Annotated in this window: 20 protein-coding genes; 9 read left to right on the forward strand and 11 right to left on the reverse strand. The window is 71.9% G+C overall.

Translation table 11 applies throughout. The features are described from left to right. Positions 1–80 precede the first annotated feature (80 nt). A complete protein-coding gene (locus tag NNW99_RS01590) occupies positions 81–1,097 on the forward strand; it encodes a GlxA family transcriptional regulator (RefSeq protein WP_215116776.1) in 1,017 nt (338 codons plus the stop codon). A 1-nt stretch (position 1,098) separates the two neighbouring features. Here the strand turns inward: NNW99_RS01590 and NNW99_RS01595 are convergent, their stop codons facing one another. The 3 genes from NNW99_RS01595 to NNW99_RS01605 form a co-directional block, all read right to left on the reverse strand. Beyond that, complete coding sequence (locus tag NNW99_RS01595) at positions 1,099–1,758, reverse strand: TetR/AcrR family transcriptional regulator (protein WP_215116777.1); 660 nt, start codon at positions 1,756–1,758, stop codon at positions 1,099–1,101. A gap of 99 nt (positions 1,759–1,857) precedes the next feature. After that, entirely contained in the window at positions 1,858–3,717 is a 1,860-nt protein-coding gene (locus NNW99_RS01600; RefSeq protein WP_215116778.1) for a cellulase family glycosylhydrolase, read from the reverse strand. An 82-nt stretch (positions 3,718–3,799) separates the two neighbouring features. Next, positions 3,800–5,770, reverse strand: a complete 1,971-nt coding sequence (locus tag NNW99_RS01605) for a translation factor GTPase family protein (RefSeq protein WP_215116779.1) — start codon at positions 5,768–5,770, stop codon at positions 3,800–3,802. 187 nt (positions 5,771–5,957) lie between these two features. Between NNW99_RS01605 and NNW99_RS01610 the strand changes: the two genes are divergently transcribed. The 4 genes from NNW99_RS01610 (at position 5,958) to NNW99_RS01625 (ending at position 9,739) form a co-directional block, all read left to right on the forward strand. Beyond that, on the forward strand, positions 5,958–7,064 hold the full coding sequence (locus tag NNW99_RS01610; protein ID WP_215116780.1) for an XdhC family protein: 1,107 nt from the start codon (positions 5,958–5,960) through the stop codon (positions 7,062–7,064). A gap of 101 nt (positions 7,065–7,165) precedes the next feature. Beyond that, positions 7,166–7,498, forward strand: coding sequence for a putative quinol monooxygenase (locus tag NNW99_RS01615; protein ID WP_215116781.1), 333 nt, complete (start codon positions 7,166–7,168; stop codon positions 7,496–7,498). A 140-nt stretch (positions 7,499–7,638) separates the two neighbouring features. Further along, the gene (locus tag NNW99_RS01620) at positions 7,639–8,646 is read left to right on the forward strand and encodes an NADP-dependent oxidoreductase (RefSeq protein ID WP_215116782.1); all 1,008 of its coding nucleotides are present in this window, start codon (positions 7,639–7,641) and stop codon (positions 8,644–8,646) included. A gap of 40 nt (positions 8,647–8,686) precedes the next feature. Beyond that, on the forward strand, positions 8,687–9,739 hold the full coding sequence (locus NNW99_RS01625) for an alcohol dehydrogenase catalytic domain-containing protein (RefSeq protein ID WP_215116783.1): 1,053 nt from the start codon (positions 8,687–8,689) through the stop codon (positions 9,737–9,739). 43 nt (positions 9,740–9,782) lie between these two features. Here NNW99_RS01625 and NNW99_RS01630 read toward each other — a convergent pair whose 3' ends face one another. Together NNW99_RS01630 and NNW99_RS01635 are read right to left on the reverse strand one after the other, a co-directional pair. Continuing rightward, entirely contained in the window at positions 9,783–10,598 is an 816-nt protein-coding gene (locus NNW99_RS01630) for a methyltransferase (RefSeq protein ID WP_215116784.1), read from the reverse strand. A gap of 33 nt (positions 10,599–10,631) precedes the next feature. Continuing rightward, positions 10,632–11,135 carry a metallophosphoesterase gene (locus tag NNW99_RS01635; RefSeq protein WP_215116785.1) on the reverse strand — a complete coding sequence of 168 codons (504 nt, stop codon included), beginning with the start codon at positions 11,133–11,135 and terminating at the stop codon, positions 10,632–10,634. Positions 11,136–11,344: 209 nt separating this feature from the next. Here NNW99_RS01635 and NNW99_RS01640 point away from each other — a divergent pair, with 209 nt between their 5' ends. Both NNW99_RS01640 and rfbC read left to right on the forward strand, forming a co-directional pair. Further along, positions 11,345–13,288, forward strand: a complete 1,944-nt coding sequence (locus tag NNW99_RS01640) for a glycosyltransferase family A protein (RefSeq protein ID WP_215116786.1) — start codon at positions 11,345–11,347, stop codon at positions 13,286–13,288. A gap of 4 nt (positions 13,289–13,292) precedes the next feature. Then, entirely contained in the window at positions 13,293–13,901 is a 609-nt protein-coding gene (rfbC, locus tag NNW99_RS01645; RefSeq protein WP_215116787.1) for a dTDP-4-dehydrorhamnose 3,5-epimerase, read from the forward strand. Between the two features lie 81 nt (positions 13,902–13,982). Here the strand turns inward: rfbC and NNW99_RS01650 are convergent, their stop codons facing one another. From NNW99_RS01650 to NNW99_RS01675, 6 genes are all read right to left on the reverse strand, one after another. Next, positions 13,983–14,786 carry a class I SAM-dependent methyltransferase gene (locus NNW99_RS01650; protein ID WP_215116788.1) on the reverse strand — a complete coding sequence of 268 codons (804 nt, stop codon included), beginning with the start codon at positions 14,784–14,786 and terminating at the stop codon, positions 13,983–13,985. Next, on the reverse strand, positions 14,783–15,661 hold the full coding sequence (rfbD, locus tag NNW99_RS01655; RefSeq protein ID WP_215116789.1) for a dTDP-4-dehydrorhamnose reductase: 879 nt from the start codon (positions 15,659–15,661) through the stop codon (positions 14,783–14,785). Before rfbD ends, NNW99_RS01650 begins: the two co-directional genes overlap by 4 nt. Next, positions 15,658–16,638, reverse strand: coding sequence for a dTDP-glucose 4,6-dehydratase (gene rfbB / locus NNW99_RS01660; protein ID WP_215116790.1), 981 nt, complete (start codon positions 16,636–16,638; stop codon positions 15,658–15,660). The genes rfbD and rfbB overlap by 4 nt, the downstream gene beginning before the upstream one ends. After that, positions 16,635–17,702 carry a glucose-1-phosphate thymidylyltransferase gene (locus tag NNW99_RS01665; RefSeq protein WP_215116791.1) on the reverse strand — a complete coding sequence of 356 codons (1,068 nt, stop codon included), beginning with the start codon at positions 17,700–17,702 and terminating at the stop codon, positions 16,635–16,637. The genes rfbB and NNW99_RS01665 overlap by 4 nt, the downstream gene beginning before the upstream one ends. 104 nt (positions 17,703–17,806) lie before the next feature. Then, on the reverse strand, positions 17,807–17,989 hold the full coding sequence (locus NNW99_RS01670) for a hypothetical protein (RefSeq protein ID WP_215124619.1): 183 nt from the start codon (positions 17,987–17,989) through the stop codon (positions 17,807–17,809). Positions 17,990–18,064: 75 nt separating this feature from the next. Continuing rightward, the gene (locus NNW99_RS01675; RefSeq protein WP_215116792.1) at positions 18,065–20,524 is read right to left on the reverse strand and encodes a SpoIIE family protein phosphatase; all 2,460 of its coding nucleotides are present in this window, start codon (positions 20,522–20,524) and stop codon (positions 18,065–18,067) included. A gap of 186 nt (positions 20,525–20,710) precedes the next feature. On the opposite strand from NNW99_RS01675, the gene lanKC reads away from it, so the two are divergent. Beyond that, positions 20,711–23,317 carry a class III lanthionine synthetase LanKC gene (lanKC, locus tag NNW99_RS01680; protein WP_215116793.1) on the forward strand — a complete coding sequence of 869 codons (2,607 nt, stop codon included), beginning with the start codon at positions 20,711–20,713 and terminating at the stop codon, positions 23,315–23,317. 83 nt (positions 23,318–23,400) lie between these two features. Beyond that, positions 23,401–23,517 (forward strand): SapB/AmfS family lanthipeptide, encoded by a 117-nt coding sequence (locus tag NNW99_RS01685; RefSeq protein WP_190053208.1) that lies wholly within the window; start codon positions 23,401–23,403, stop codon positions 23,515–23,517. Positions 23,518–23,551: the final 34 nt, after the last annotated feature.

Here is a 23,551-nt window from a genome sequence, read left to right on the forward strand (position 1 = left end):
CAACGCTCGCAGGGCGTGAAGATCGGGAACAGTGACAGGAGTGACGGCGTCCACCAAATTCCTGCCATACGCTTCGGGGCATGGGTGCTGGTTCCGTCGCCGTGGTCGTGACCGAGGAGATCGGGGTCCCGTCGTGGGATCTGTACGAACTGAGCATCCCCTGCACGGTGTTCGGCAAGCCGCAGCCGGATCTGGCCGATCCCTGGTACGACCTGCGGCTCTGCGGGACGGGAGCGGGGACGCGGGAGGGCGGGGAGGGCCACGGGCTGACCCTGCGGACCCGCTACGGACTCGACGACCTGGCTGACGCGGACACGGTCATCGTGCCCTCGGTGCCCGACCCCTGTGTCGACGAGGGCAGGCCGCTGCCGGCGGGGTTGGTCGACGCCCTGCGGCGCGCCCATGACGCGGGCGCCCGCATGGTCTCCCTCTGTACCGGGGCCTTCGCACTCGCCGAGGCGGGGCTGCTCGACGGCCGCCGCGCCACCGCCCACTGGATGCACACCGACCGGCTGGCCGAGCGGTATCCGAAGGTGCAGGTCGACGAGTCGGTGCTGTACGTGGACGACGGCGACGTCCTCACCAGCGCCGGGCTCACCGCCGGACTCGACCTGTGTCTGCATCTGGTGCGGCGCGATCTCGGCGCGCACGTCGCCAACCAGCTGGCGCGCCGCATGGTGGTGCCCGCCCACCGGCCGGGCGGGCAGGCGCAGTTCATCGAGCTGTCGGTGCCGCCCAGCGACGACGAGGGGCTGGCTCCCGTCCTTCAGTGGGCGCGGGCGAACCTCGACCGGCCGCTGACGGTCGCCGATCTGGCGCGGCGCGCCTCGATGAGCCCGCGTACGTTCTACCGGCGCCTCCAGGCGGCCACCGGGACGACTCCGCTTCAGTGGCTCCTCGACCAGCGGCTCGGGCGCGCCCGGTCACTGCTGGAGTCCACGGACCTGCCGATCGAGAAGGTCGGGGAGTTCAGTGGCCTCGGCACGGCCAACAACCTCCGTCACCACTTCCTCAAGCACGTCGGGGTGTCGCCGGGCGACTACCGGCGGGCCTTCCCCGGGGCGCCCCCGGGCGGAGGCGGCCGGACACGGGTCTGACTCACGTCCCGGGAGTCCAGCCCGCCGGGCGCAGGATCCCCAGCAACTGGCTGACCAGTTCCTCGACCACCTCGTCCAGGGTCGCGTCCACCCACCCGGCGCTCCAGTCGTGGAGCAGGCCGTTGACGCTGCCGATGAAGCCCGTCGCCGCGAGGCGGTAGTCGCGGGGTGCGGCCTCACCGCGTGCGGCGGCCGCGTCGGCCTCGGCGCAGATGAGGCCGACCCACCCGGCCCGGCGGGCGAGCCGCTGTTCCTCCAGGCGCGGGCTGACGCCGATGATCTCGACGAAGGTGATGCGGATCCGGCGCGGATCGGCCGCGAGGTTCCCGGCGTAGGCGCGGAAGATCGCGGTGGCGCGCTCGGCGAGCGGCAGATCGGCGGAGTCGGACGCGGCCTCCAGGACCGCCGTCTCGGCCCAGCCGTTGACCTGGAGGTGGAGCGCGGCGAGCACGTCCTCCAGGGTGCGGAACTCCTCGTAGAACTGGCGGGTGGACAGTCCGGCCGCGTCGCTGAGCGCCGCGACCGTGGTGGCGCGGAATCCGGGGGTTTCGCCGAACAACTGGAGCGCGGCGTCGAGGAAGCGCCGGCGCCGCTCGGCCTGCCGCTCCTCGGCCGTCTTGCCGCCGTAGCGGCCGGTGGGCGGTCTGAGTCTCCCCGGCACCGGCTCTCCCTTCGGCGTTCGAACATCGGTCCTTGTCCGAACGCCGATTGTGTCGTGTTCCCGGTGTCGGAGAGAAGGCCGCCCTTCCCTTCCGTGTGGCTAGCCGGCCTCCCTCGCCGCCCATGCCGTCAGCTCGGCGCGGGCCGCTGTCAGCAGGTCCGCCGAGGGGGACGTCGCCCCGTTGGTCACCAGCGCGTAGTGCAGGACGCCCGAGTCGGGCGCGGTGAGCAGGAGACGGCGGCTTCCGGTGCCGCCCGGCTCCTGGGCCACGCCGACCGGGGTGGTCGCGGTGTACGCCGGTGGGGCGTGGGCCGTGCCCAGGTCGGAGACGACGGTGGTGGACGCCGTCGGGAAGCTCGCCGGCAGATGCAGTTCGGTGGGCGCCGAGCCGCCGTCCGAGCGCCACAGCAGCAGCCCGTACTGCCCCGATCCCACGAGCCGCTGCACGTGGGGCAGCGCGCTGGGCACCGGGTTCCAGGTCAGCGTCGTCGAGCCGTCCCGGGAGCGGTCCTCGTAGGTGAAGCCGACGGTTCTGCCGGCCGTGGCGCTCGGGTAGAGGCGGTCCAGGAGCCGGGCGTCCTGGCGCAGCACGGGCTTGCCCGAGTCGTCGAGGCGTACGGCGGACAGATCCTCGTCGTTCCAGGCGTCACCGGTGGTGAGGACCTTGTCGGGGTTGCCGTTCATCAGCTCGCGGTGCCGGCCGTTGTAGATGTCCCACTGCCACTGCGAGCCGGAGAGGACGGGCCCCGAGGCGGCCGGGTCGGACCACCAGTCGGCGCCCTTCAGGCGGGAGTCGAGGGCCTGGTACATCCCCTTGAGGACGGTCGGCGCCTTGTCGGAGACATTGCCGGCCAGCGGGTGCCCGAACTCACTGACCACGGCGGCGGTCCGCGCGGCGGCGGCCCGGTCGCGGACGGTGCGGAAGTCGTTGACGTACTGGCCGTCGGCCGCCTTGCCCCACATGAAGACGCCGGAGATGGCCTTCTGGTCGTAGAAGTGGGTGTTGAACACATAGCGCGGTCCGAGGGTGCCGGCGTCCAGCAGGCCGCCCTCCTGCTTCTGGAAGTCGAGGTTGGCGTTCCAGAAGAGGTTCGGCTCCACGAGGGCGGGCTTGTCCCGCCACCCGGCCGCGTCCATACGGGCCCGGAACTTCTCGTAGAACGGCCACAGCACGTCCTTCTCCCAGGCCCGACTGGTCTGCCCGGAGTCGTAGACGCCCGCGTGCGGCTCGTTGTAGGGGTCGAAGCCGACGACGCCCTTGAACCGGTCGGCGTCCAGGTGCTGCCGGAGGTACGTCATGGTCTTCTCGGCGGTGGCGAGGAAGGCGTCCTGTACGCCGTGCGCGTTGTGCCAGAAGTCGTACGAGGCCCGCTTCACAGCCTCGTTCTGGGTGATGTTCTGCCCCCAGAAGAGGCAGATGCCGCAGGACTCGTCGGGGTAGTTCCCGGCGTCCACCGCCCACTTGGGCGCGCCGTCGCCGGTGTACCAGCTGTCGGCGTCGAACAGGTGCCGGGAGTAGAGGTCCTGGTGGAAGTCGGGGTAGACGCGGATGCCGGCGTCGAGGAAGGCCCGCATCTGGTCGGTGGCGGCGGCGAGGTAGGCCGTGTCGACCTGGCCGCGCTCGGGCTCGGCGTACGCCCAGGAGAGAAGGAAGCGGACGGTGTTGCCGCCGCCGAGGGCGCGCAGGGCGGTCGCGGACTTCTTGGCGTCGGCGACGGAGGCGAAGGGCAGGCCGCCGTTCTCCGCCAGTTTGGTCTCGCCGGAGACGTTGTAGCCGCGGAGCACGATCTCGCGGCCGGAGGCGTCGGTGAAGCGGCCGTCCCGCACGGTGACGGTCGGGTCGTCGAACCAGAGCGAGTCGGGAGGGGGCGCGGCGGTGGCGGGCGGGACTCCCGCCACCGTCACGGAGCCGAAGAGGACAGCCAGGACAACCAGCAGACGTACCCGAATAGTTGGCATGTCCACTACAGTCCGGCGATATCAGGACACCGTCAACACCCCTGACTCTGGAGTAAGTTCCCGCTCGGCGGGTTCACACACGTCATCCACCCATCCTTCGTGCCACATTCAACAAATACTCCTTCCTGTTCAGCGGGTTGTGATCGGTGCGCGGGCGTCGCGGGACCGTGCCGTGCGTGACGGGCGCGTAGTGGTCGAAGACGCTCTCCAGCTCGCCCTCGCCGCGGGTGAGCCCGGGCAGCCGCTGCTCCAGTTCGTGCACCCGGGCCGCGGGCACCGTGCCCGCCAGGACGCATCCGGCGCCCCGGGTCTCGGTCGTCTGCGGCACGGCGCCGAGCGCGGCCAGCACCGGCAGCAGCGCGCCGAGGGTGTCCGCCGGGGCCTCGACACGGAAGCGCTGCACCGGCTCGTGGACCCGGGTCCCGGCCCGCCGCAGCGCTTCGAGGAGCACCAGCGGGGTCAGGCCCCGGAAGTCGGCGCCGGTGCTCGACATGCTCTTGTCGAAGCCCTGGTGGGCGTGGCTCTGGCGGGGCGAGTAGCCGCAGTGCGTCATGGTGACCGCGCAGTCGGGGATCCGCCAGCCGTGCGGGCCCTGGTCGAGGGTCTCGCGCACGGTGTCCTCGACGGCCTTGAAAAAGGCGTACGGCATGGAGCCCAGCTCCACCTCCAGCCGGAAGCCGACGCCGGACCCGACCGGTGCGGGGTCGACGCGCAGGCCGACCGTCGCGAGGAAGGGGTTGGCGTCCTTCTTGTTGAACTCCACGGCCTGCCCGGTGCCGACGAGCCGTTCCACGCACAGCGGCGTGGTCTCCCGGAAGGTGACGCCGAGACCGTACTCCTCGGCGAGGGTCGCCTGGATGACCTCCTTCTGCACCTCGCCGTAGAGCGACACGGAGGTCTCCTGCCGCCGTTCGTCGTGGCGCAGGCCGATGAGCGGGTCCTGTTCGGCGAGTTGGGTGAGCGCGAGGTGCAGTGCGCCGCTGTCGACGTCCGGGCCCGGGACGACGACCGTCTCCAGGGTGGGCGGGGCGAAGAAGTGCTCGTACGCCTTGCGGGGTGCGCCGATCGCGTCGCCGATCCTGATGTCGCCGAGCCCCCAGAGCCGGGCGATCTGTCCGGCCACGACGGCGTCGCCGCGGCTGTCCGTCCCGTGTCCGAAGACGCTGATCGCGGTGATCCGGCCTTCGGCGCCGTCCGTTCCGAACGGGATCCGGTCGCGGGTGTGCAGGGTGCCGGAGAACAGCCGGGCGTAGGCGGCCTTCTCCCCCGCCGGGCCCCGCTCGACCTTGAACACGGTCCCCGAGAGCGGCCCGTCCGCATCCCCGTCGGCCGGGGGCAGCAGTTCCTCGATGCCCGCCAGGAGGGCGTCCACACCGGCGCCCGTGGCGGCGGAGCCGAAGAAGACGGGGTGGACCAGGGCCTCCCGGGTCAGGGCGACGAGGGAGCTGCGCAGAAGGCCGTCCGTGACGGTGTTCTCGACGTACGCGGACAGCAGCGTGTCATCGTGGCCGGCGAGGACGTCGAGCGCTGCGGGACCGAGACCGGGCGTGAAGCGAGCCCGGCGCGTGCCGAGGCCGGAGGCCGTTCCCATCGGCACGATCGCGGGTGTCAGCCGGGCCGAGATCGCCCGTAGCACCTCCTCCTGCCGAGCGCCACGCCGGTCGATCTTGTTGACGAAGAGCAGGGTGGGGATGCGCAGCCGCTGGAGCGTGCGCATCAGCACCCGTGTCTGCGCCTGCACCCCTTCGACGGCGGAGACGACGAGCACGACGCCGTCCAGCACGCCGAGCACGCGCTCCACCTCGGCGATGAAGTCCGGGTGACCGGGGGTGTCGATCAGGTTGACCGCCACACCGTCGAGCGGGAACGAGACGACGGCGGACTTGATGGTGATACCGCGTTGCCGCTCCAGCGCGAGGGTGTCCGTACGGGTGTTCCCGTCGTCGACGCTGCCGATCTCGTCGATGACCCCGGCCGAATGGAGCAGCCGCTCGGTCAGGCTGGTCTTACCGGCGTCGACATGGGCGAGGATTCCAAGATTGAGCACGTGCACGAAGCGTCATGTCCTTCGGAGAGAGGTCCGTTCCTGGCTGGGGGGACATGAACGCAGTTCGCATCTGCTGCTCCTCGGGACTCGGTGACGTCGCTGTCCCGTGCAGTGCAGCAGACCGGGCCGAGGGGCCACAACGGAATTAACCCCGGCCGGGGTACCCGGTGGGGGTGCGTGGAAGGAGCGGATCGTGCGTGACATCCTCCCGGCGCTGGGCCGCTGGTACGCGGCCGGGCTTCCGTTCGGCCTCGCGACGGTCGTCGAGGTCAGCCGCAGCGCGCCGCGCGACCCGGGCGCGGCCATGGCGGTGGGGCCGGACGATGAGGTCGTGGGAAGTGTGTCCGGGGGCTGTGTCGAAGGTGCGGTGTTCGAGCTGGCGCGGGACGTCGTGGCGAGCGGCGAAGCGCGTCTGGAGACCTTCGGCTACAGCGACGACGACGCCTTCGCCGTCGGCCTGACCTGCGGCGGCGAGATCACGCTGCTGGTGCGCCGCGTGACGCCCGAGCGGGATCCCGCCCTCGGCGTCGTGGTCGAGTCGGTCGCCGCGGGTGAGCCGGTCGGCCTGGCCACGGTGACCGACGGCCCGGCGCCGCGCGGAGCCACGCTCGCCGTCCGGCCGGACCGGGTCTCGGGCACGCTCGGCGCGAGCGGCCTGGACGCGGCCGTCACCGCCGACGCCCGCGGCGAGCTGGCCCTGGGCGCCACCGGTCTGCGGCACTACGGGCCGCGCGGGCAGCGCCGGGAGGACTCCGTCAGCGTGTTCCTGGAGTCCTTCGCGCCACCGCCGCGGATGCTGGTCTTCGGAGCGATCGACTACGCCGCGGCCGTGGCCCGCATCGGGGACTTCCTCGGCTACCGAGTCACCGTCTGCGACGCCCGCCCCGTCTTCGCCACGCCCCGGCGCTTCCCCGAGGGTGTCGAGGTGGTCGCCGAATGGCCGCACCGCTATCTGCGCGACACGGACACCGACGCACGCACGGTGATCTGCGTCCTCACCCACGACCCCAAGTTCGATGTGCCGCTGCTCCGGGAGGCACTGCGCCGGCCGGCCGCGTACATCGGGGCGATGGGCAGCCGCCGCACCCACGCCGACCGGGCCGAGCGCCTGGCCGAGGCCGGGCTCACGCAACACGAGCTGTCCCGGCTGCGCTCACCGGTCGGCCTCGACCTCGGGGCCCGTACCCCCGAGGAGGTGGCGGTGTCCGTCGCCGCCGAGATCGTCGCCCTGCGCTGGGGCGGCAGCGGGGCCCCGCTGACCGTGACGGAGGGAGCGGTGCATCCGTCCCGCTCCTCCTGATGGCCCGCGCCGCTCCCGGTCGATTCGCCGACGGGCCGGGTTCGTACGATCGTGTCGCCGGCAACACATCGGCACTTCAGCACACCAGCGAAGGGAATCCCATGATCTTCATCACCGCCAAGTTCCGAGTCCGCCCCGAGCACGCCGACCGCTGGCCCGAGATCGCCGCCGACTTCACCCGGGCGACGCGCGCCGAGCCCGGCTGCCTGTGGTTCGACTGGTCGCGCAGCGTGGACGAGCCCACGGAGTACGTCCTGGTCGAGGCCTTCCGCGACGACGAGGCCGGGGCCGCGCATGTGCAGTCCGCGCACTTCAAGGCCGCGCAGCAGACCCTGCCTCCGCATCTGGCCGCGACTCCGCGCATCGTGAACGCGACGATTCCGCAGGACGACTGGTCGCTCCTCGGGGAGATGGCGGTCCCGGGCCAGGAGTAGCCCGCGGTCGGGCCTCGACGGTCGACCACCGCATGAGCCGAATGCCGTAACGGACCCGCTCTTGCCTCGGGCGGCACGGCACCCTTACGCTCCCAGCCGTACCGACTGGACGGTATGCCCTCGATAAGGAGCCACCGGAGATGAGCGGAATCAACCGTCAGATACGCCTGGCCGCACGCCCTGTGGGGGAACCGCGCCCCACCGACTGGGAGCACGTCGAGGAGCCGGCCGGGCAGCCGGGCGACGGTGAGTTCCTGGTGCGGGTGCTCTGTCTGTCGATCGATCCCGCGATGCGCGGCTGGATGAACGCGGGCCGGTCCTACATCCGTCCGGTGGAGATCGGCGAGGTGATGCGCGCCGGCGCGGTGGGACGGGTGATCGCCTCCCGGCACCCCGGTTTCGCGGTCGGTGACCATGTGTCGGGCTCGTTCGGCGTGCAGGAGTACTGCGTGTCGGACGGGCGCGACGTGACCAAGGTCGACCCGGCGGCCGCTCCCCTGCCGACGTTTCTCGGCACGCTCGGCATGTCGGGCCTGACGGCCTACTTCGGCCTGATCGAGGTCGGGCGTCCCGAGCCCGGGCAGACCGTCGTGGTCTCCGGAGCGGCCGGGGCCGTCGGCAGCGTCGTCGGGCAGATCGCCAAGATCCTGGGCTGCCGGGTCATCGGCATCGCGGGCGGCGAGGCCAAGTGCCGGATGGTGGTCGAGGAGTTCGGGTTCGACGCCGCGATCGACTACCAGAGCGAGGACGTCCGCAAGGCGCTGCGCGAGCACGCCCCCGACGGTGTCGACGTGTACTTCGACAACGTCGGCGGAGACGTTCTGGACGCCGTGCTGCTGCGGCTGGCGCGCGGTGCCCGTGTCGTCGTGTGCGGCGCGATCTCCCAGTACAACAGCACCAAGCCGCAGGGCCCCGCCAACTACCTGTCGCTGCTGGTGAACCGCGCCTCCATGACGGGCATCGTGGTGTTCGACTACGCCGACCGGTACGCCGAGGGCATCGCCCGGATGGCCGCCTGGCGGGCGGAGGGCCGGCTGAAGTCCCTGGAGGACGTGGTGTCCGGCTCGGTCGCGGACTTCCCCGAGACGCTCATGCGGCTGTTCCGTGGGGACAACCGCGGCAAGCTGGTGCTGAAGATCGCGGACTGACCGGGCCGGAGGGAGGAGGGGAAGGGCAGGGAGAGATCCGATGAAGGCACTGACCTACCACGGCCGTCACGACATCCGCTACGGGGAGGTCCCCGACCCGGCCGTCACCAGCCCCACCGACGCGGTGGTGCGCGTGACGGCGGCCGGCATCTGCGGCAGCGACCTGCACATCTACGGCGGCAACGGGTTCAGCCCGGAACTGGGCTACACACCGGGGCACGAGTGCGTCGGCGTCGTGGTCGACACCGGCGGCCAGGTCACCCGGTTCAAGCCCGGCGACCGGGTGCTGGTGCCCGCCTCCGCCGGCTGCGCGGACTGCCGGTCGTGCGCGGCCGGGTTCACCGCCCGCTGCGAGCGCGCCAAGTCGAGCACGGAACTCTGCTACGGAGTGAGCCCGCAGCTCCAGGGCAGCCAGGCCCAGGTCCTGGCCGTGCCCTACGCCGACGTCAATCTGGTGCGCCTGCCCGAGGACATCTCCGACGAGGCCGCCGTCGTCCTCACGGACAACGCGCCCACCGCCTGGTACGGCTGCCGCCGGGCCCGCATCCAGCCGGGCGAGACCGTCCTGGTCATCGGCCTCGGCCCGGTCGGCCTCATGGCCGCCCAGTCCGCCTTCGCGATGGGCGCGGCGCGGGTGCTGGGCGCGGACCTGGTCGCGGAGCGCCGTGCCTTCGCCGCCGGCCTGGGGGTCGAACCGGTCGAGGGCGAGGACGCGCGGGCGGCCGTCCGGGACCTGACCGCCGGCCGCGGTCCGGACGCCGTGGTGGAGGCCGTGGGCTCCGACGCCACCATTCAGCTCGCCCTCAAGGCCGTCCGGCAGGCGGGCCGGGTCAGCGTCATCGGGGTCAGCCAGAACAAGGCCTTCCCCTTTCACATGGGGCTGGCGCAGATCAAGGAACTGGAGTTCGCCATCGGGCTGTGCTCGGTGCACTACGAACTTCCGCCCCTGATCGCCCTCACCCGCGCCCGCCGGCTCCGGCCCGAGGTCGTCGTCTCCCACCGCTTCGCCCTCTCCGAAGGCCCCGCGGCGTACGAGCTGTTCGCGGGCCGCTCCGACGGCGTCCGCAAGATCCTTCTCGACCCGGCCGCCTGACACCGGGTGAGCCCGGGGCCGTTGTCGTGGGTTCGGCCCTGGATCAGAGCTGCGGGCCGTCGCCCACCGGCCGGCGGCCCCACGCCGAGATCATCGGTGACGTGGCGAGGTCGAGGCGCCCGGCCGCGATGTTGGCGAGGTGCCGCTCGATCTCCTCGTCCGTGGCGAGGCCCTCGGCGACGAGCTGGTCGCGCACCTGCTGGACGGTGGCCGTCTCCAGGACGTCGCACGCGGGCGAGGTGATCGGGAAGTAGGCGTCGGCCTCGACGTCGGTGAGGCCGGCCTCGCGCAGCAGGCGCGGCAGCCTGCGTCCGTAGGAGAGGTCGGCGCCGCGCTGCCGCAGCAGACGGCGGAAGCCGGTGCGGAGCCGGTTGGCCAGCTCCTGTTCGGGGCCGTGCTCGTCGGGGCAGATCAGCGGTTGCAGGGCGGGGTCGGCGTCCTCGACGACGAGCCACCCGCCGGGGCGCAGCGCCTGGACCATGCCGCGCAGTGCGGCGTCGCGCTCGGCGACATGGACCAGGACCAGTCGGGCGTGTACCAGGTCGAAGGGCCCGGCCGGGGGTGCGTCGCGGCCCACGTCGTGGCGGAGCACTTCCACTCCCCCGGTGGCGGCGGCCCGCGCCCAGGAGACGTCGATGTCGGTGGCGAGCACGCGCCCGCGCGGCCCGACGCGTTCACTCAGCCACGCGGCGACGCTCGGCCCGCCGGCCCCGACCTCCCAGCACCGCCATCCCTCGTCGATCCCGACCGTCTCGAAGTGCCGGAACGTCGAGGCGTCGAAGAGGGCGGCCAGCGCGTCGAAGCGGGTACCGGCCTCGGCCTGCCGGTTGTCCAGGAGATATCCCTTGTCCTGCCCCATGCGCCGATCATGTCACGGTGGCTCCCACCCCGGTCAGGCCCGTGGCGGCAGCCGGTGCAGTTCCACCTCGGTGAGCCGGCCGTCCGCGGCCGTGGCGGTCATGTAGGTGCAGTGGGGCTGGCGGCGGCGGTCCGTCGGCGAGCCCGGGTTGAGCAGGCGCAGGCCGGTGGGGGCCGTGGTGTCCCAGGGGATGTGGCTGTGGCCGAAGACCAGCACGTCGAGGTCGGGGAAGCGGGCGGCGCAGCGCTTCTCCCGGCCCTGGGCGGGTCCCGTCTCGTGGATCGCCCCGAAGCGCAGCCCGCCCAGTTCCACGTACGCCACCTCGGGCAGCCGGGCCCGCAGGTCCGGCCCGTCGTTGTTGCCGTACACGGCGACGAGCCTGCGGGATCGGCTCTCCAGCAGGTCGAGGGTGGCCGTGTCCACCCAGTCCCCGGCGTGGAACACGACATCGGCGTGCGGGAGTTCGGCCAGCAGCGGCGCGGGCAGTTCCCTGGCCCGCTTCGGCAGATGGGTGTCGGACATGAAGAGCAGACGCACGCCCCCAGCCTAGGGGCACCGGCCCGTTTCCCCCGGGAACCGACTTGACCGCGAACAGACAGACGGCGCAGCTCAGTTGCCTGATCGCCGGAGATGATCACGGCCAGGTCTCGAAAGATGAGGCAGCTTTGTCTGGCGGGTTAGCATCGGGCAACACGCAGTAAGACAGGACGTCTACGGCAAGCGACCCGAAGGGGCCCGGAAACCCGATGCCGGTCAAGGTCAGCGTCATCATCCCCGTCTACAACCCGGGGATCTACATCGAGGACTGCATCACCTCGCTGCAGAGGCAGTCCCTGCCTCCCGAAGAGTTCGAGGTGATCTTCGTCGACGACGGTTCCACCGACGCCACCCCGGCCAGGCTCGACGCGCTCGCCGCCGAGGACCCCCGGATGAAGGTCATCCACCAGGAGAACTCAGGCTGGTCGGGCAAGCCCCGCAACGTCGGCATCGCCGCCTCCCGGGGCGAGTTCGTCATGTTCGTCGACAACGACGACTACCTGGGCGACGAGGCCCTGGAGCGGATGTACGACTACGGCGTGGCCAACGGCGCCGATGTCGTCGTGGGCAAGATGGCGGGCAAGGGCCGCGGCGTGCCGGTGGAGCTGTTCCGCCGCAACCACCCGCGCGCCACCGTCGAGAACGCCCCGCTCATCGACAGCCTCACCCCGCACAAGATGATCCGCCGTGCCTTCCTCGACCGCACCGGCCTGCGCTTCCCCGAGGGCAGACGGCGTCTGGAGGACCACGTCTTCATCGCCGAGGCGTATCTGCGCGCGGAGAACGTCTCCGTGGTCAGCGACTACGTCTGCTACTACCACATCCGGCGGGACGACAGCTCCAACGCCGGCTTCGAACGCTTCGATCCCGCCGGGTACTTCAAGAACCTCCGCGAGGCCCTCGACGTCGTCGAGAAGTACACCGAGCCCGGCCCGGTGCGCGACCGGCTCTTCCGCCGCTGGCTGCGCGTGGAGATGGTGGAGCGGCTGCGGGCCCGGCGCTTCCTGAACCTGCCGGACGACTACCGCAGGGAGCTGTTCGGGGAGATCCACGAGGTCGTCGTCGAGCGGTTCGGTCCCGGGGTCGCGGAAGGGCTGCAGCCGACGCAGCAGGTCGTCGCCGCACTGACCGCGGCCGACCGGTACGACGATGTCGTGTCCTTCGCGGAATGGGAGGCCGGCATCGCGCCCAAGGCGGCCCCCGCGCACGTGGAGTGGCGGGACGGCTCCCTCAGCGTCGGCTTCACGGCCGAGTACACCTCCGGCGGCGAGCCGATGACCTTCCCCGCCGACGCCGAGGCGGCCCCGCTGAACGACACGCCCAAGGACGTGACCGAGGCCGTGGAATGGGTGGCCTCACAGACCGCCGCGCGCTTCGGGCAGGCCACGGCCGATCTGCTGCTGCGGGAGCGCTCCAGCGCCGCGCAGTACTTCCAGCCGGTGGAGTTCACGCGCGAGACCGTGCCCGTCGGGGACGGCGAGGAGGTCCGGCTGGTGCTGCGGGCGACCGCCACCGTCGACCCGGCCGGCCTGCCGGATGACGGCGCCTGGGACGCGCTCGTACGGGTCAAGCTGGGCGGCTGGACCAAGGAATGCAGGCTGGGCCCGGCCCCGCGGGCCACCCGGCCCACGCCGGACGTGGGAATCGTCGGCGACCGGACCGCCCTGCCGTACTGGACGGAGCCGCACGGCAACCTCTCCCTTCACCTCGGGGCCCGGGGCAAGCGGCTCGGCCTGGGCAGCATGCAGCCGATGGACGTCACCGTCTCCGGGGACCGCTTCCGTGCCCCGCTGCCGCTGCACGTCGAGGGCGACCGGGAGGTGCCGCTGCGGTTCGTCTCCTCCAGCCGGATCCTCGACGCGTCCGGCACGCTCTCCCCCGCCCCGGACGGGCGCGGGACGGTGCTGGAGGCGGCGATGCCCGCCAAGGACCTCTCGCGCGACACCTGGCGGGTGGCCGTGTGTCTGACCCCGGGCGCCGACCGGCCCCGCTTCACCGGGCTGCCGTTCGCGCTGCGCTCCGCCGACGGTCAGGTGCTGGTCGTGCCGGCGCCGGGGCCCGGCACCGCCCTGCGGGTGGCACGGCGCGCGCGGCGGGTACTCGGTGCCGCGCGGCGGAAGGTGGTTTCCCGTATCAGGACCGGAGGGCAGTGACAGCATGCGACCACTGGGGATAGAGGGCGCCTGGATTCTGGAGCCCAAGATCTTCCCGGACGACCGGGGCAGCTTCCACGAGTGGTACCGCGGCGAGGAGTTCCGCGAGGCCACAGGTCACGATCTGGCCCTGGCCCAGGCCAACTGCTCGGTCTCCCGGCGGGGTGTGCTGCGCGGTGTGCACTTCGCCGATGTGCCGCCCAGCCAGGCCAAGTACGTGACGTGTGTGCGCGGTGCCGTCCTGGACGTGGTGATCGACATCCGGGTGGGTTCCCCCACCTTCGGCCAGTGGGAGGCCGAACGACTCGACGACGACACCCGCCACGCGGTGTTCCTCGCCGAGGGGCTGGGCCACGCGTTCATGGCACTCACCGACGACGCGACGGTGGTCTACCTGTGCTCCACGGGCTACGCCCCGGAGCGTGAGCACGGCATCCACCCCCTCGACCCGGCCCTCGGCATCGCCTGGCCCGAGGGCATCACCCCGCTCCTCTCCCCCAAGGACGAACAGGCCCCGACCCTGGCCGAGGCGGAACGCCAGGGGCTGCTCCCGTCGTACGAGAGCTGCCGTGCGTACTACGAGGAGCTGCGGGCCGGCCGGGGAGACGGCTGACGCCTGCGGCACGCCGAAAGGCCGCCGCACGCAACAGGCCCCGGGCGCACAGCGCCCGGGGCCTGTTCCCACAGCAACGGGTCAGCGGCTGACGCCCACCTGTTCCAGGGACTTGCGCAGGGGCTCCCAGCCGATGCGGCGGGGCAGGCCGCGGTTGCGGGCCTGGGTCAGGGGCCCCCAGAAGCCCGCCTCCAGGAGGGTCTCGGGGCGGACCGCGCCGGCCCGTTCGAGGATCGCCTCGGGGACCTTCTGCGGGTCGGGCACCTTGTACTCGGCCATGATCTCGTCGTACTTGTCGTGCAGGACCCGGTTGTTCGGGTCGGCGCCGAAGACGACGAGCTGGCCGGTGGGCGCGGTGTCCACCTGGATCGTGACGAGGTCGGGGCGGTAGCGCGCTAGCACCTCGGTGATCTTGTAGACGTCGCCGGTCCAGGCGTTGGTGTGCCGGTCCCGGGCCGCCTCGTCCACGCTGCGCGGCAGCATGTCGTCGAAGACGATCACACTGGACCAGTCGGAGTGCTTCTCGACGTTCATGAAGTCGCGCAGGGCGTACTCGAAGATGTGCATGCCGTCGATGAACGACAGATCCAGCGTGGTGCGGCGCCAGTAGCCGATGGGGCTGCGGCCGCGGCGCAGATTGCGCAGCGGGTGACGGCCGCCCTTGAGGTGCTGGAGGGGGTTGTCACGGGCGAAGAAGTCGTCACTGGTGGCCTTCACCAGGTGGACGTCGCACTTCAACTCCGAGACCACCTTGAAGGCGGGGTCGATCGCGATGCTGGGGACGCGGGACAGACGCAGGCTGCGACCGTCGTTGACGCCGATCTCCAGGTAGTTGCGATTGGCGCTGACCTTGTGCAGTCCCCGGAGGAACTCATGGCGTTTCACGAAGTGGGACCTTCCTTGCGGATGCGGGGCAGTGCTTCGTGCAGGGCGGAGCGCCACTCGCGCGCCGGGGGCAGGCCTATCTCCTGCCACCGGTCGTGTGCGAGGGCGCTGTACGCCGGGCGGGGCGCGGGCCGGGGGAAGGCCGCGCTGCTGGTGGGGCGCACCCGGTCCGGGTCGGCGCCGAGGAGGGAGAACACCTCTCGGGCCAGTTCGTACCAGGTGGCCTCGCCGGCGTCGGTGGCGTGGAAGACGCCGTGCGCGTCGGGGCCCAGCCGGGGGCCGAGGTCGGCGATGCGCTCGGCGACGTCGGCGCTCCAGGTGGGCTGTCCGCGCTGGTCGTCGACGACGTCGAGGGTGTCGCGGCGGGCTTCGAGACCGATCATGGTCCGCACGAAGTTGGTGCCGTGGACCCCGTAGAGCCAGGCCGTGCGCAGGACCGCGCTCGCGCCGGGGAGTTCCTCCAGGACGGCCCGCTCGCCGGCCAGCTTGGTGCGGCCGTAGGCGGTGCGCGGGGCGGGGGGATGGTCCTCCGGGTAGGGGGCGGTACGGGCCTCGCCGTCGAAGACGTAGTCGGTGGAGAGATGGATCAGCCGGGCGTCGTGTGCCGCGCAGGCCCGGGCCAGCGCTCGCGGTCCGGCGCCGTTGATCTCCAGGGCGCGGGCCTCGTCGGTCTCGGCGTCGTCGACGGCCGTGTACGCGGCGCAGTTCACGACGAGGTCGGGGCGGTGCTCGCGCACCGCCGCGGCGACGGCCTCGGGGCGCGTGATGTCCAGAGCGGAGCGGTCCAGGCCCACCACGTCCTCGCCGCGCCGGGTGAGTTCCTCGACGACGTCGCGGCCGAGCATGCCGCCCGCTCCGGTGATCAGCCACCTCATGCGCGCTCCTGGGCGACGCGCCGCTTCAGGGGCTCCCACCAGGCACGGTTGTCGCGATACCAGGCGACGGTCTCGGCGAGGCCGGTGGTGAAGTCGTGGGCGGGACGGTAGCCGAGTTCGTCGCGGGCCTTGGACCAGTCGACGGAGTAGCGCAGGTCGTGGCCCTTGCGGTCCTCGACGTACTCCACTCGGTCCCAGTCCGCGCCGCAGGCGTCGAGGAGGAGGCCGGTGAGTTCCTTGTTGGTGAGTTCGGTGCCGCCGCCGATGTTGTAGACCTCGCCGGGGCGGCCCTGGGTGCGGACGAGGTCGACGCCCTGGCAGTGGTCGTCGACGTGCAGCCAGTCACGGATGTTGCGGCCCTCGCCGTAGAGCGGCACCGTCCCGCCGTCGAGGAGGTTGGTGACGAACAGCGGGATGACCTTCTCGGGGAACTGGTGCGGGCCGTAGTTGTTGGAGCAGCGGGTGACGCGCACGTCCAGGCCGTGGGTGCGGTGGTAGGCGAGGGCGAGCAGGTCGGAGGAGGCCTTGGAGGCCGAGTACGGCGAGTTCGGCTGCAGCGGGTGGTCCTCCGGCCAGGAGCCGGACTCGATGGAGCCGTAGACCTCGTCGGTGGAGACGTGCACGAACGGGCCCACCTCGTAGCGCAGGGCGGCGTCGAGCAGAGTCTGGGTGCCGAGCACATTGGTGCGGACGAAGTCGGCGGCGCCGGTGATGGAGCGGTCCACATGCGACTCGGCGGCGAAGTGCACGACCTGGTCGGCGCCGGCCATCAGCTTGTCGACGAGTTCGGCGTCGCAGATGTCGCCCTGGACGAACTCCAGCCGGGGGTGGGTCAGTTCGAGGTTGTCGAGGGTGCCGGCGTAGGTGAGCTTGTCCAGCACGGTGATGCGCGGCGCGTCGGGCGCGTCCGGGGCGAGCAGCGCCCGGACGTAGCGGGAGCCGATGAACCCGGCGGCACCGGTGACGAGGAGGTTCATGAAGTGATCTGCACCTTGCTGTGGTCTCCGAGGACGAATCGGTGGGCGCTGGGGACGCTGGGGGCCGGGGTCACCTCGACATGCCGGCCGATCAGCGAGGACTCGATCCGGCCGACGCCCCGGATCGAGGAGTCCCGCAGCACGATCGAGAATTCCAGTTCGCTGTCGGTGATCCGGCAGTTCTCCGCGATCGAGGTGAAGGGGCCGACGTAGGAGTCGCTGACGAGGGTGCCCGCGCCGATGACGACGGGCCCGACGATGCGGGAGTTGACGATCCGGGCGCCCTCTTCCACGACCACCCGCCCGATGGTCTGCGAGGCGTCGTCCACGGTGCCGTCGATGCGGCGCTCCATGGCCTCGAGGACCGTGCGGTTCACCTCGAGCATGTCGCCGACGTTGCCGGTGTCCTTCCAGTAGCCCTTGATGACCGTGCTGCGCACGTCGGCGCGGGAGTCGATCAGGTGCTGGATGGCGTGGGTGATCTCCAGTTCGCCGCGCCACGAGGGTTCGATGGCGCGCACGGCCCGGTGGATCGCGGGTGTGAAGAGATAGACGCCGACCAAGGCGAGATCGCTCTTGGGCTGGTCGGGCTTCTCCTCCAGGCCGATCACCTGGCCGGACGGGTCGAGTTCGGCGACACCGAAGGCGCGTGGGTCGGCCACGCGCGTGAGCAGGATCTGGGCGTCGGGCCGGCTGTCGCGGAACTCCTCGACGAGGTCGGTGATGCCGCCGACGATGAAGTTGTCGCCGAGGTACATCACGAAGTCGTCGTCGCCGAGGAAGTCCTGGGCGATCAGCACCGCGTGGGCCAGCCCGAGGGGCCGCTCCTGGGGGATGTAGGTGACCTTCAGGCCGAACTTCGACCCGTCTCCCACCGCTTCCTCGATCTCGGCGGCCGTGTCCCCGACGATCATTCCCACGTCGGTGATGCCGGCCTCGGCGATCGACTCCAACCCGTAGAAGAGCACAGCCTTGTTGGCCACTGGCACCAGTTGCTTGGCCGACGTGTGTGTGATCGGCCTCAGTCTTGTTCCTGCGCCGCCGGACAGCACGAGAGCCTTCATTCGGTTCACCTTAGTCGTGATCCGGCGGATGTGAACATCACTTCTTTTGGTTGCCGATGCGGGGAGTTACTCGGATCGTCACCGCACGGCCTTCCGGGGAGCGGTCAGTCCTCACCTCTGACGATGTTCCACTCCGACCCGGAGTTCGTGATTCCGGGAGTGGCCCGGTCCTCGACGGCGGGGAGGCAGGTCCGCAGCGCGGCCTTGCCGCGCAGACGGCGCGCCTTCGACCAGCCGGTCTCCGGTCGACGGACGGCGGGCTTCTCGCTCAGGATCATGGACGTCACAACTCATCATCTTCCTTCTGGGTCTGTTCCTGTTCGGGTAACCCGAGAGAAACCGAACAAACGCACGCAGAGTGTTCAGCGACCCAGTGCCAGCTCCGCCCACACCTGCTTTCCGCCGCTGACCGGCAGTGTTCCCCAGGTCGCCGAGAGTGCCTCGACGAGGAGGACGCCCCGGCCGCCGGTGGCCTCCCAGCCGATGCTGGTCGGTCTGACCGGGGAGCGGGGGGAGGCGTCGGCGACGGCGACGCGCAGGCGGTTGTTGATCAGGGTGAGGTCCATGCGGACCTGGCCGTCGGTGTGGACGAGGGCGTTGGTGACGAGTTCGGAGACGATCAGGAGGGCGGCGTCGACGTCCTCGGTGACGCCCCAGGAGCGCAGGGTGCGCCGGGCGAAGCGGCGGGCGTGCCCGACCGCCTGCGGCACGCGCCACACCGTCCAGCTCTCCCGCAGCGGGCGCAGGTCCATGCCGTCGTAGCGCAGCAGGAGCACGGCGACGTCGTCGCTGCGCTGGGCGTTGCCGAGGAGGGCGTCGGCGACGAGCCCCAGGTCGACGGGGGCGGATGCGGCAAGCTGGTCGGCGAGGCGTTCCATGCCCTCGTCGATGTCGGAGTCGGGCGTCTCGACGAGTCCGTCCGTGACCAGGGCGATCAGGGTGCCGGGCGGGAGCCGGAGCGGGCTCATGGGGAAGTCGGCCTGGGTGATCACCCCGAGGGGCGGGCCGCCCTCGGCCTCGGCGATCTCGGTCGTGCCGTCCGGGTAGCGCAGCACCGGCGGCAGGTGCCCTGCGCGCACGCACCAGGCGGAGCCCTCCTCCAGGTCGATGTCGACGTAGGCGCAGGTGGCGAAGAGGTCGCTCTCCATGTCCATGAGGAGCCGGTTGGCGTGGGAGACCACCACGTCCGGCGTGTGGCCCTCGACGGCGTAGGCGCGCAGGGCGGTGCGCATCTGGCCCATGAGGGTGGCGGCGCCGGCGCTGTGGCCCTGGACGTCGCCGATGACGAGGGCGACGTGGTGGTCGGGCAGCGGGATGACGTCGTACCAGTCGCCGCCGAGCTCCAGCCCCGCCGTGCTGGGCAGATAGCGGGTGACGGCCTCGGCGCCCGGCAGCCGGGGCAGGCGGCGGGGCAGCAGCTGACGCTGGAGCATGCCGACGAGTTCGTGTTCGGCGTCGAAGGCGCGGGCCCTTGTCAGGGCCTGTCCGGCGAGGCCTGCGCAGGCGGTGAGCAGGGCGCGTTCGTCGGAGCCGAAGTCGTGCGGTGTGTCCCAGCCGATCAGGCAGGCCCCGGCCATGCGGTTGCCGGCGGGCAGCGGCAGGACGGCGAGGCCCCCGGGTCCGACCTCGGCCAGGCCGCGTTCCAGGGCGCTGCCGGCGGGCCAGATCCGGGCGCGGCCCTCGCGCAGGGCGGCGGCGAGGGTGGGCATGGCGCGCACGGGCGCGTCGGGCCACTCGGTGCGCCACTCCCGGCGCCACAGCTCGGGCCAGGCCTCGGGTTCGGGCGGGTCGAGGACGGTGACGACGAGCCGCTCGCTCTCCAGCTCGGCGAGCGCGAGGCGGTCGGCCCTGAGCGGCCGGCGGAGGGCGGCGACGACGGCCTCGCCGACGTCGCGGACGGTGACGGCGGTGGCGAGCGCGGTGGCCAGGCGCTGGACGCGGGCCACGTCGGTGACGTCGGACCGCAGCGTGGAGGCGTCGTCGACGGTGCCCACGAGCCGCGCGGAATGGCCCACGCCGCCGGGCAGGAGGCGCCCGCGCAGCCTGAGCCACTTCGGCGGTCCGGTGGGCTGGAGCACCCGGAACTCCAGCTCCCGGTCGCCGATGGACATGTGGTCGGCCTCCACCACGGACATCAGCGAGGGCAGGTCCTCCGGCACGGTCAGGCCGAGCAGGGTCTCGACCCGGCCGTCGAAGTCGTCGGGGTCCAGGCCGAACAGGTCCAGCAGGTCGTCGCCCGCCCGGACGCGGCCGGTGTCCATGGCGAGACTGAACGCGCCGGGCGGCAGTTCACCGCCCTCGGCGGGCGCGGCGGGTGCGGGGAAGGCGACCGCCTCGGAGATGAGCTGGAGGCATGCGCGGTCGTCGGTGTCGAATCCGCCGGGGCGATCGCACACGGCGAGCAGACAGCCGCCGCCGTCCCCGTGGACGGGCAGGACGGTCAGGAAGAAGTCCCGGGAGGGCACGCGCCGGGCCTGGACGTGCTCGGCGAGTTCCGCGGGGCCCAGCGAGACGGGGCGTCCGCCGCGGTGGGCCTCGGCGACCGGGGACCGCCCGGCGCGCGGATAGCTGTCGCGCAGCCCGTACAGGGTCCTGGGCACCCCGGCCGACTCCACCAGGCGCAGCAGCTCGCCGTCCTGGCCGGGGGTGTACAGGGCGGCGAACGCGGCGCCGGCGAAGACGAGGGCCTGTTCCAGCACCCGGTGCACGCGTTCCGGCGATTCCTGATCGGCCGCGATCGCCTTGAGGGCACTTTCGGCACGCAGCGTTCGCGTTCTGCGTTCTCGGGGTTCCGGTGCGCCCTCACTGACCACGTTGGCCATTACAGCGCTTATGCGACACCCGCGCAGCCCCTATGGGCGTTCCGTGGACCAGCAGCGACGCGTCCGCTCGAACGGAACCGAACAGGTCTTTACCTATGCGTTCCGCACGCCGTTCTCGTGACAGCCGTGACTGTCCGGGCCCGGCGCGTGGCTGGAAAGCTCGGTGCTGATCACGGAGGGGGACGCATGGACAAGCGGTACGAGGTGTACGCGCTGGCCGACCGGCACTTCTACGAGACACCGGACCGGCTGGCGCGAGGCGGGCAGGAGGCCTCGCAGGAGGCGGCCGCGCACCTCTACGAGACGGCCCGCCGGCCCGTGCCCGAGGGGTGGGAGACGGCGCGGATCGGCGACTGGCTGACGATGACGCCGCCCGGTCCGGACGGCGAACCGCTCCAGGGTCCCGCGCAGGGCTGGAAGATCCACGCCTCCGCGACCCGGGCGAACGCGGAGAAGATCGCCGGGATCGTCTGGGACTACTGCGTCGAGCGGCGCGTCCCCTTCAAGTTCGTGCCCGGCCCGCACCTGCTGCACCTGCGCAACACCAAGTACGCGCCCCGTGACGGCAGCGGCAAGTTCGTCACCGTCTATCCCGCCGACGAGGAGCAGCTGCACGAGGTGCTGCGCGAGCTGGGCGCGCTGCTGGAGGGCTTCGAGGGGCCGTACATCCTCACCGATCTGCGCTGGGGCGAGGGTCCGCTGTACGTCCGCTACGGCGCCTTCGCGCGCTCGTTCGTGGTGGACGAGCGGGGCTCGCTGGTGCCGGCGGTGCGCGACGGCGCGGGGACGCTGGTGCCGGACCGGCGGTCGCCGTCCTTCCAGGTGCCGGAGTGGGTGACGCTGCCGGCGTTCCTCCAGCCGCATCTCGACGCGCGGAACAACACGACGACGGGCGAACTGCCGTACCGCATCGAGAAGGCGCTGCACTTCTCCAACGGCGGCGGTGTGTACGTGGGCACCGACACCCGAGACGGCCGCAAGGTCGTCCTCAAGGAGGGCCGGCCGCACGCGGGGCTCGCCTCGGACGGGGCCGACGCGGTCGCCCGGCTGGAGCGGGAGAAGCAGGCACTGGAGCAGGTGGCGGGCACGGGCGTGGTCCCGGAGGTGCGGGACTGGTTCGAGCTCGGCGGCCACCGGTTCCTGGTGATGGACTTCCTGGAGGGCCGTCCCCTCAACTCGTTCTTCGCCGAGCGGCATCCGCTGCTGGCCCAGGATCCCGACGCGGGGGCCGTCGCCGCCTACACGGCGTGGGCGCTGCGCATCCACCGCGAGGTGGAGGAGGCCGTGGCGGCGGTGCACGCCCGCGGCATCGTCTTCAACGACCTGCACGTCTTCAACATCATGGTCGCGCCGGACGAGGAGTCGGTCTTCCTCCTCGACTTCGAGGCGGCGGCCCCGGCCGAGGAGAACGGCCGCCAGGTCGTCGCCCACCCGGGCTTCTTCGCGCCGCCGGACCGCCGGGGCGCCGATGTCGACCGATACGCCCTGGCCTGTCTGCGACTGGCCCTGTTCCTGCCCGTGACCACGCTGTTCGTGGTGGACCGCGGCAAGGCGGCGCATCTGGCCGAGGTGATCTCCAAGGAGTTCCCCGATGTACCGCGGGGGTTCCTCGACGAGGCGGTCGCGGAGATCACACGGGAGGTGTCCGGCGCTGCGGTGGCCGCTCCCTCCGCGCCGGTGGACCCCGGCGACTGGCCCTACAGCCGCGACTCCATGGTCAAGGCGATCCTCGCCTCGGCCACCCCGGAGCGCGACGACCGGCTCTTCCCGGGCGATGTCGCCCAGTTCTCCGACGGCGGCGGGCTCGGGCTCGCCCACGGCGCCGCCGGGGTGCTGTACGCGCTGGACGCGGTCGGCGCCGAGCGGTACGAGGAGGGCGAGCGCTGGCTGCTCACCCGGACGGCACCGGCACCGGTCGGCACACCCCTCGGCCTGTACGACGGGCTCGCGGGCGTCGCCCTGGTCCTGGACCGGCTCGGGCACCGGCAGCGGGCGCTGGACCTGGTCGAGGGCATCCTCGCGGAGCGGTGGCAGAACCTCTCCTCCGACCTGCACGGCGGACTGGCCGGACTGGGTCTGGTGCTCGGCCGGCTGGCCGAGACGACCGGCGAGTCGGAGCTGCGCGAGCGGGCCGACGAGGCCGCGCGGATCCTCGTGCAGCGGCTCACCGAGCCGCCGCCTGCCACGCCCAAGCGGCGCGCCGGGCTGCTGCGGGGCGCGAGCGGTCCCGCGCTGCTCATGCTGCGGCAGTACGAGTGGACCGGCAAGGCGGGCTGGCTGGACGCCGCGGCCATCGCCCTGCGCCGGGACCTGGAGTCCTGTGTGACCCGCGAGGGCGGATCGCTGGAGGTCGACGAGGGCTGGCGGACCCTGCCCTACCTCGGCGACGGCAGCGCGGGACTCGGCATGGTCCTCGACGACCTCGTGGCGCACGCCCCCGATCTCGCCGGGGAGTTCGCGGCGGCACGCTCCGGTGTGCTGACCGCCGCCACCTCACGCTTCTACGCGCAGCCCGGGCTCTTCCAGGGCCGCGCCGGAATGATCCTGCACCTCAGCCGCACGACCGTGCCGGACGCGACCGCGGACCGGCTGGCCGGGCAGATCGCCGGGCTCGGCTGGTTCGCGATGGCGTACCAGGGCCAACTGGCCTTCCCCGGCCACCAGATGATGCGGCTGTCCATGGATCTCGCCACCGGAACGGCGGGGTGCCTGCTGGCGCTCGGCGCGGCCCTCGACCCGGCCACCGACGCCCACCTGCCGTTCCTCCCGCCGCCGAACCGGCGGCCTCTATGACGCGGTTCCGCGATCCCGCGGAGTCGTGACACAACCCCGTCCCCACGGATGACACGGACGGACACCCGATGAAAGGACACACCATGGCACTTCTCGACCTGCAGACGATCGAGTCGGAAGAGCGGACGGACGGCGCCGGCGCCAGCACGGTGAGCCTGCTCTCCTGCATCAGCGCCGCGAGCGTTCTGCTCTGTCTCTGACCGCGTCTGCGGTACGGCTCCGGGTGGCCTTCTC

The organism is Streptomyces sp. CRCS-T-1 (genome assembly GCF_024442335.1).
In the GTDB taxonomy this organism is placed as follows: domain Bacteria; phylum Actinomycetota; class Actinomycetes; order Streptomycetales; family Streptomycetaceae; genus Streptomyces; species Streptomyces koelreuteriae.

What these genes read in the sequence shown, in the direction of transcription:
- NNW99_RS01590 (WP_215116776.1), top strand. Translation starts at nt 81, where the DNA reads ATGGGTGCTGGTTCCGTCGCCGTGGTCGTGACCGAGGAGATCGGGGTC.
- NNW99_RS01600 (WP_215116778.1), bottom strand. Translation starts at nt 3,717, where the DNA reads ATGCCAACTATTCGGGTACGTCTGCTGGTTGTCCTGGCTGTCCTCTTC.
- NNW99_RS01615 (WP_215116781.1), top strand. Translation starts at nt 7,166, where the DNA reads ATGATCTTCATCACCGCCAAGTTCCGAGTCCGCCCCGAGCACGCCGAC.
- NNW99_RS01620 (WP_215116782.1), top strand. Translation starts at nt 7,639, where the DNA reads ATGAGCGGAATCAACCGTCAGATACGCCTGGCCGCACGCCCTGTGGGG.
- NNW99_RS01625 (WP_215116783.1), top strand. Translation starts at nt 8,687, where the DNA reads ATGAAGGCACTGACCTACCACGGCCGTCACGACATCCGCTACGGGGAG.
- NNW99_RS01630 (WP_215116784.1), bottom strand. Translation starts at nt 10,598, where the DNA reads ATGGGGCAGGACAAGGGATATCTCCTGGACAACCGGCAGGCCGAGGCC.
- NNW99_RS01640 (WP_215116786.1), top strand. Translation starts at nt 11,345, where the DNA reads ATGCCGGTCAAGGTCAGCGTCATCATCCCCGTCTACAACCCGGGGATC.
- rfbC (WP_215116787.1), top strand. Translation starts at nt 13,293, where the DNA reads ATGCGACCACTGGGGATAGAGGGCGCCTGGATTCTGGAGCCCAAGATC.
- rfbD (WP_215116789.1), bottom strand. Translation starts at nt 15,661, where the DNA reads ATGAGGTGGCTGATCACCGGAGCGGGCGGCATGCTCGGCCGCGACGTC.
- rfbB (WP_215116790.1), bottom strand. Translation starts at nt 16,638, where the DNA reads ATGAACCTCCTCGTCACCGGTGCCGCCGGGTTCATCGGCTCCCGCTAC.
- NNW99_RS01665 (WP_215116791.1), bottom strand. Translation starts at nt 17,702, where the DNA reads ATGAAGGCTCTCGTGCTGTCCGGCGGCGCAGGAACAAGACTGAGGCCG.
- NNW99_RS01675 (WP_215116792.1), bottom strand. Translation starts at nt 20,524, where the DNA reads ATGGCCAACGTGGTCAGTGAGGGCGCACCGGAACCCCGAGAACGCAGA.
- lanKC (WP_215116793.1), top strand. Translation starts at nt 20,711, where the DNA reads ATGGACAAGCGGTACGAGGTGTACGCGCTGGCCGACCGGCACTTCTAC.
- NNW99_RS01685 (WP_190053208.1), top strand. Translation starts at nt 23,401, where the DNA reads ATGGCACTTCTCGACCTGCAGACGATCGAGTCGGAAGAGCGGACGGAC.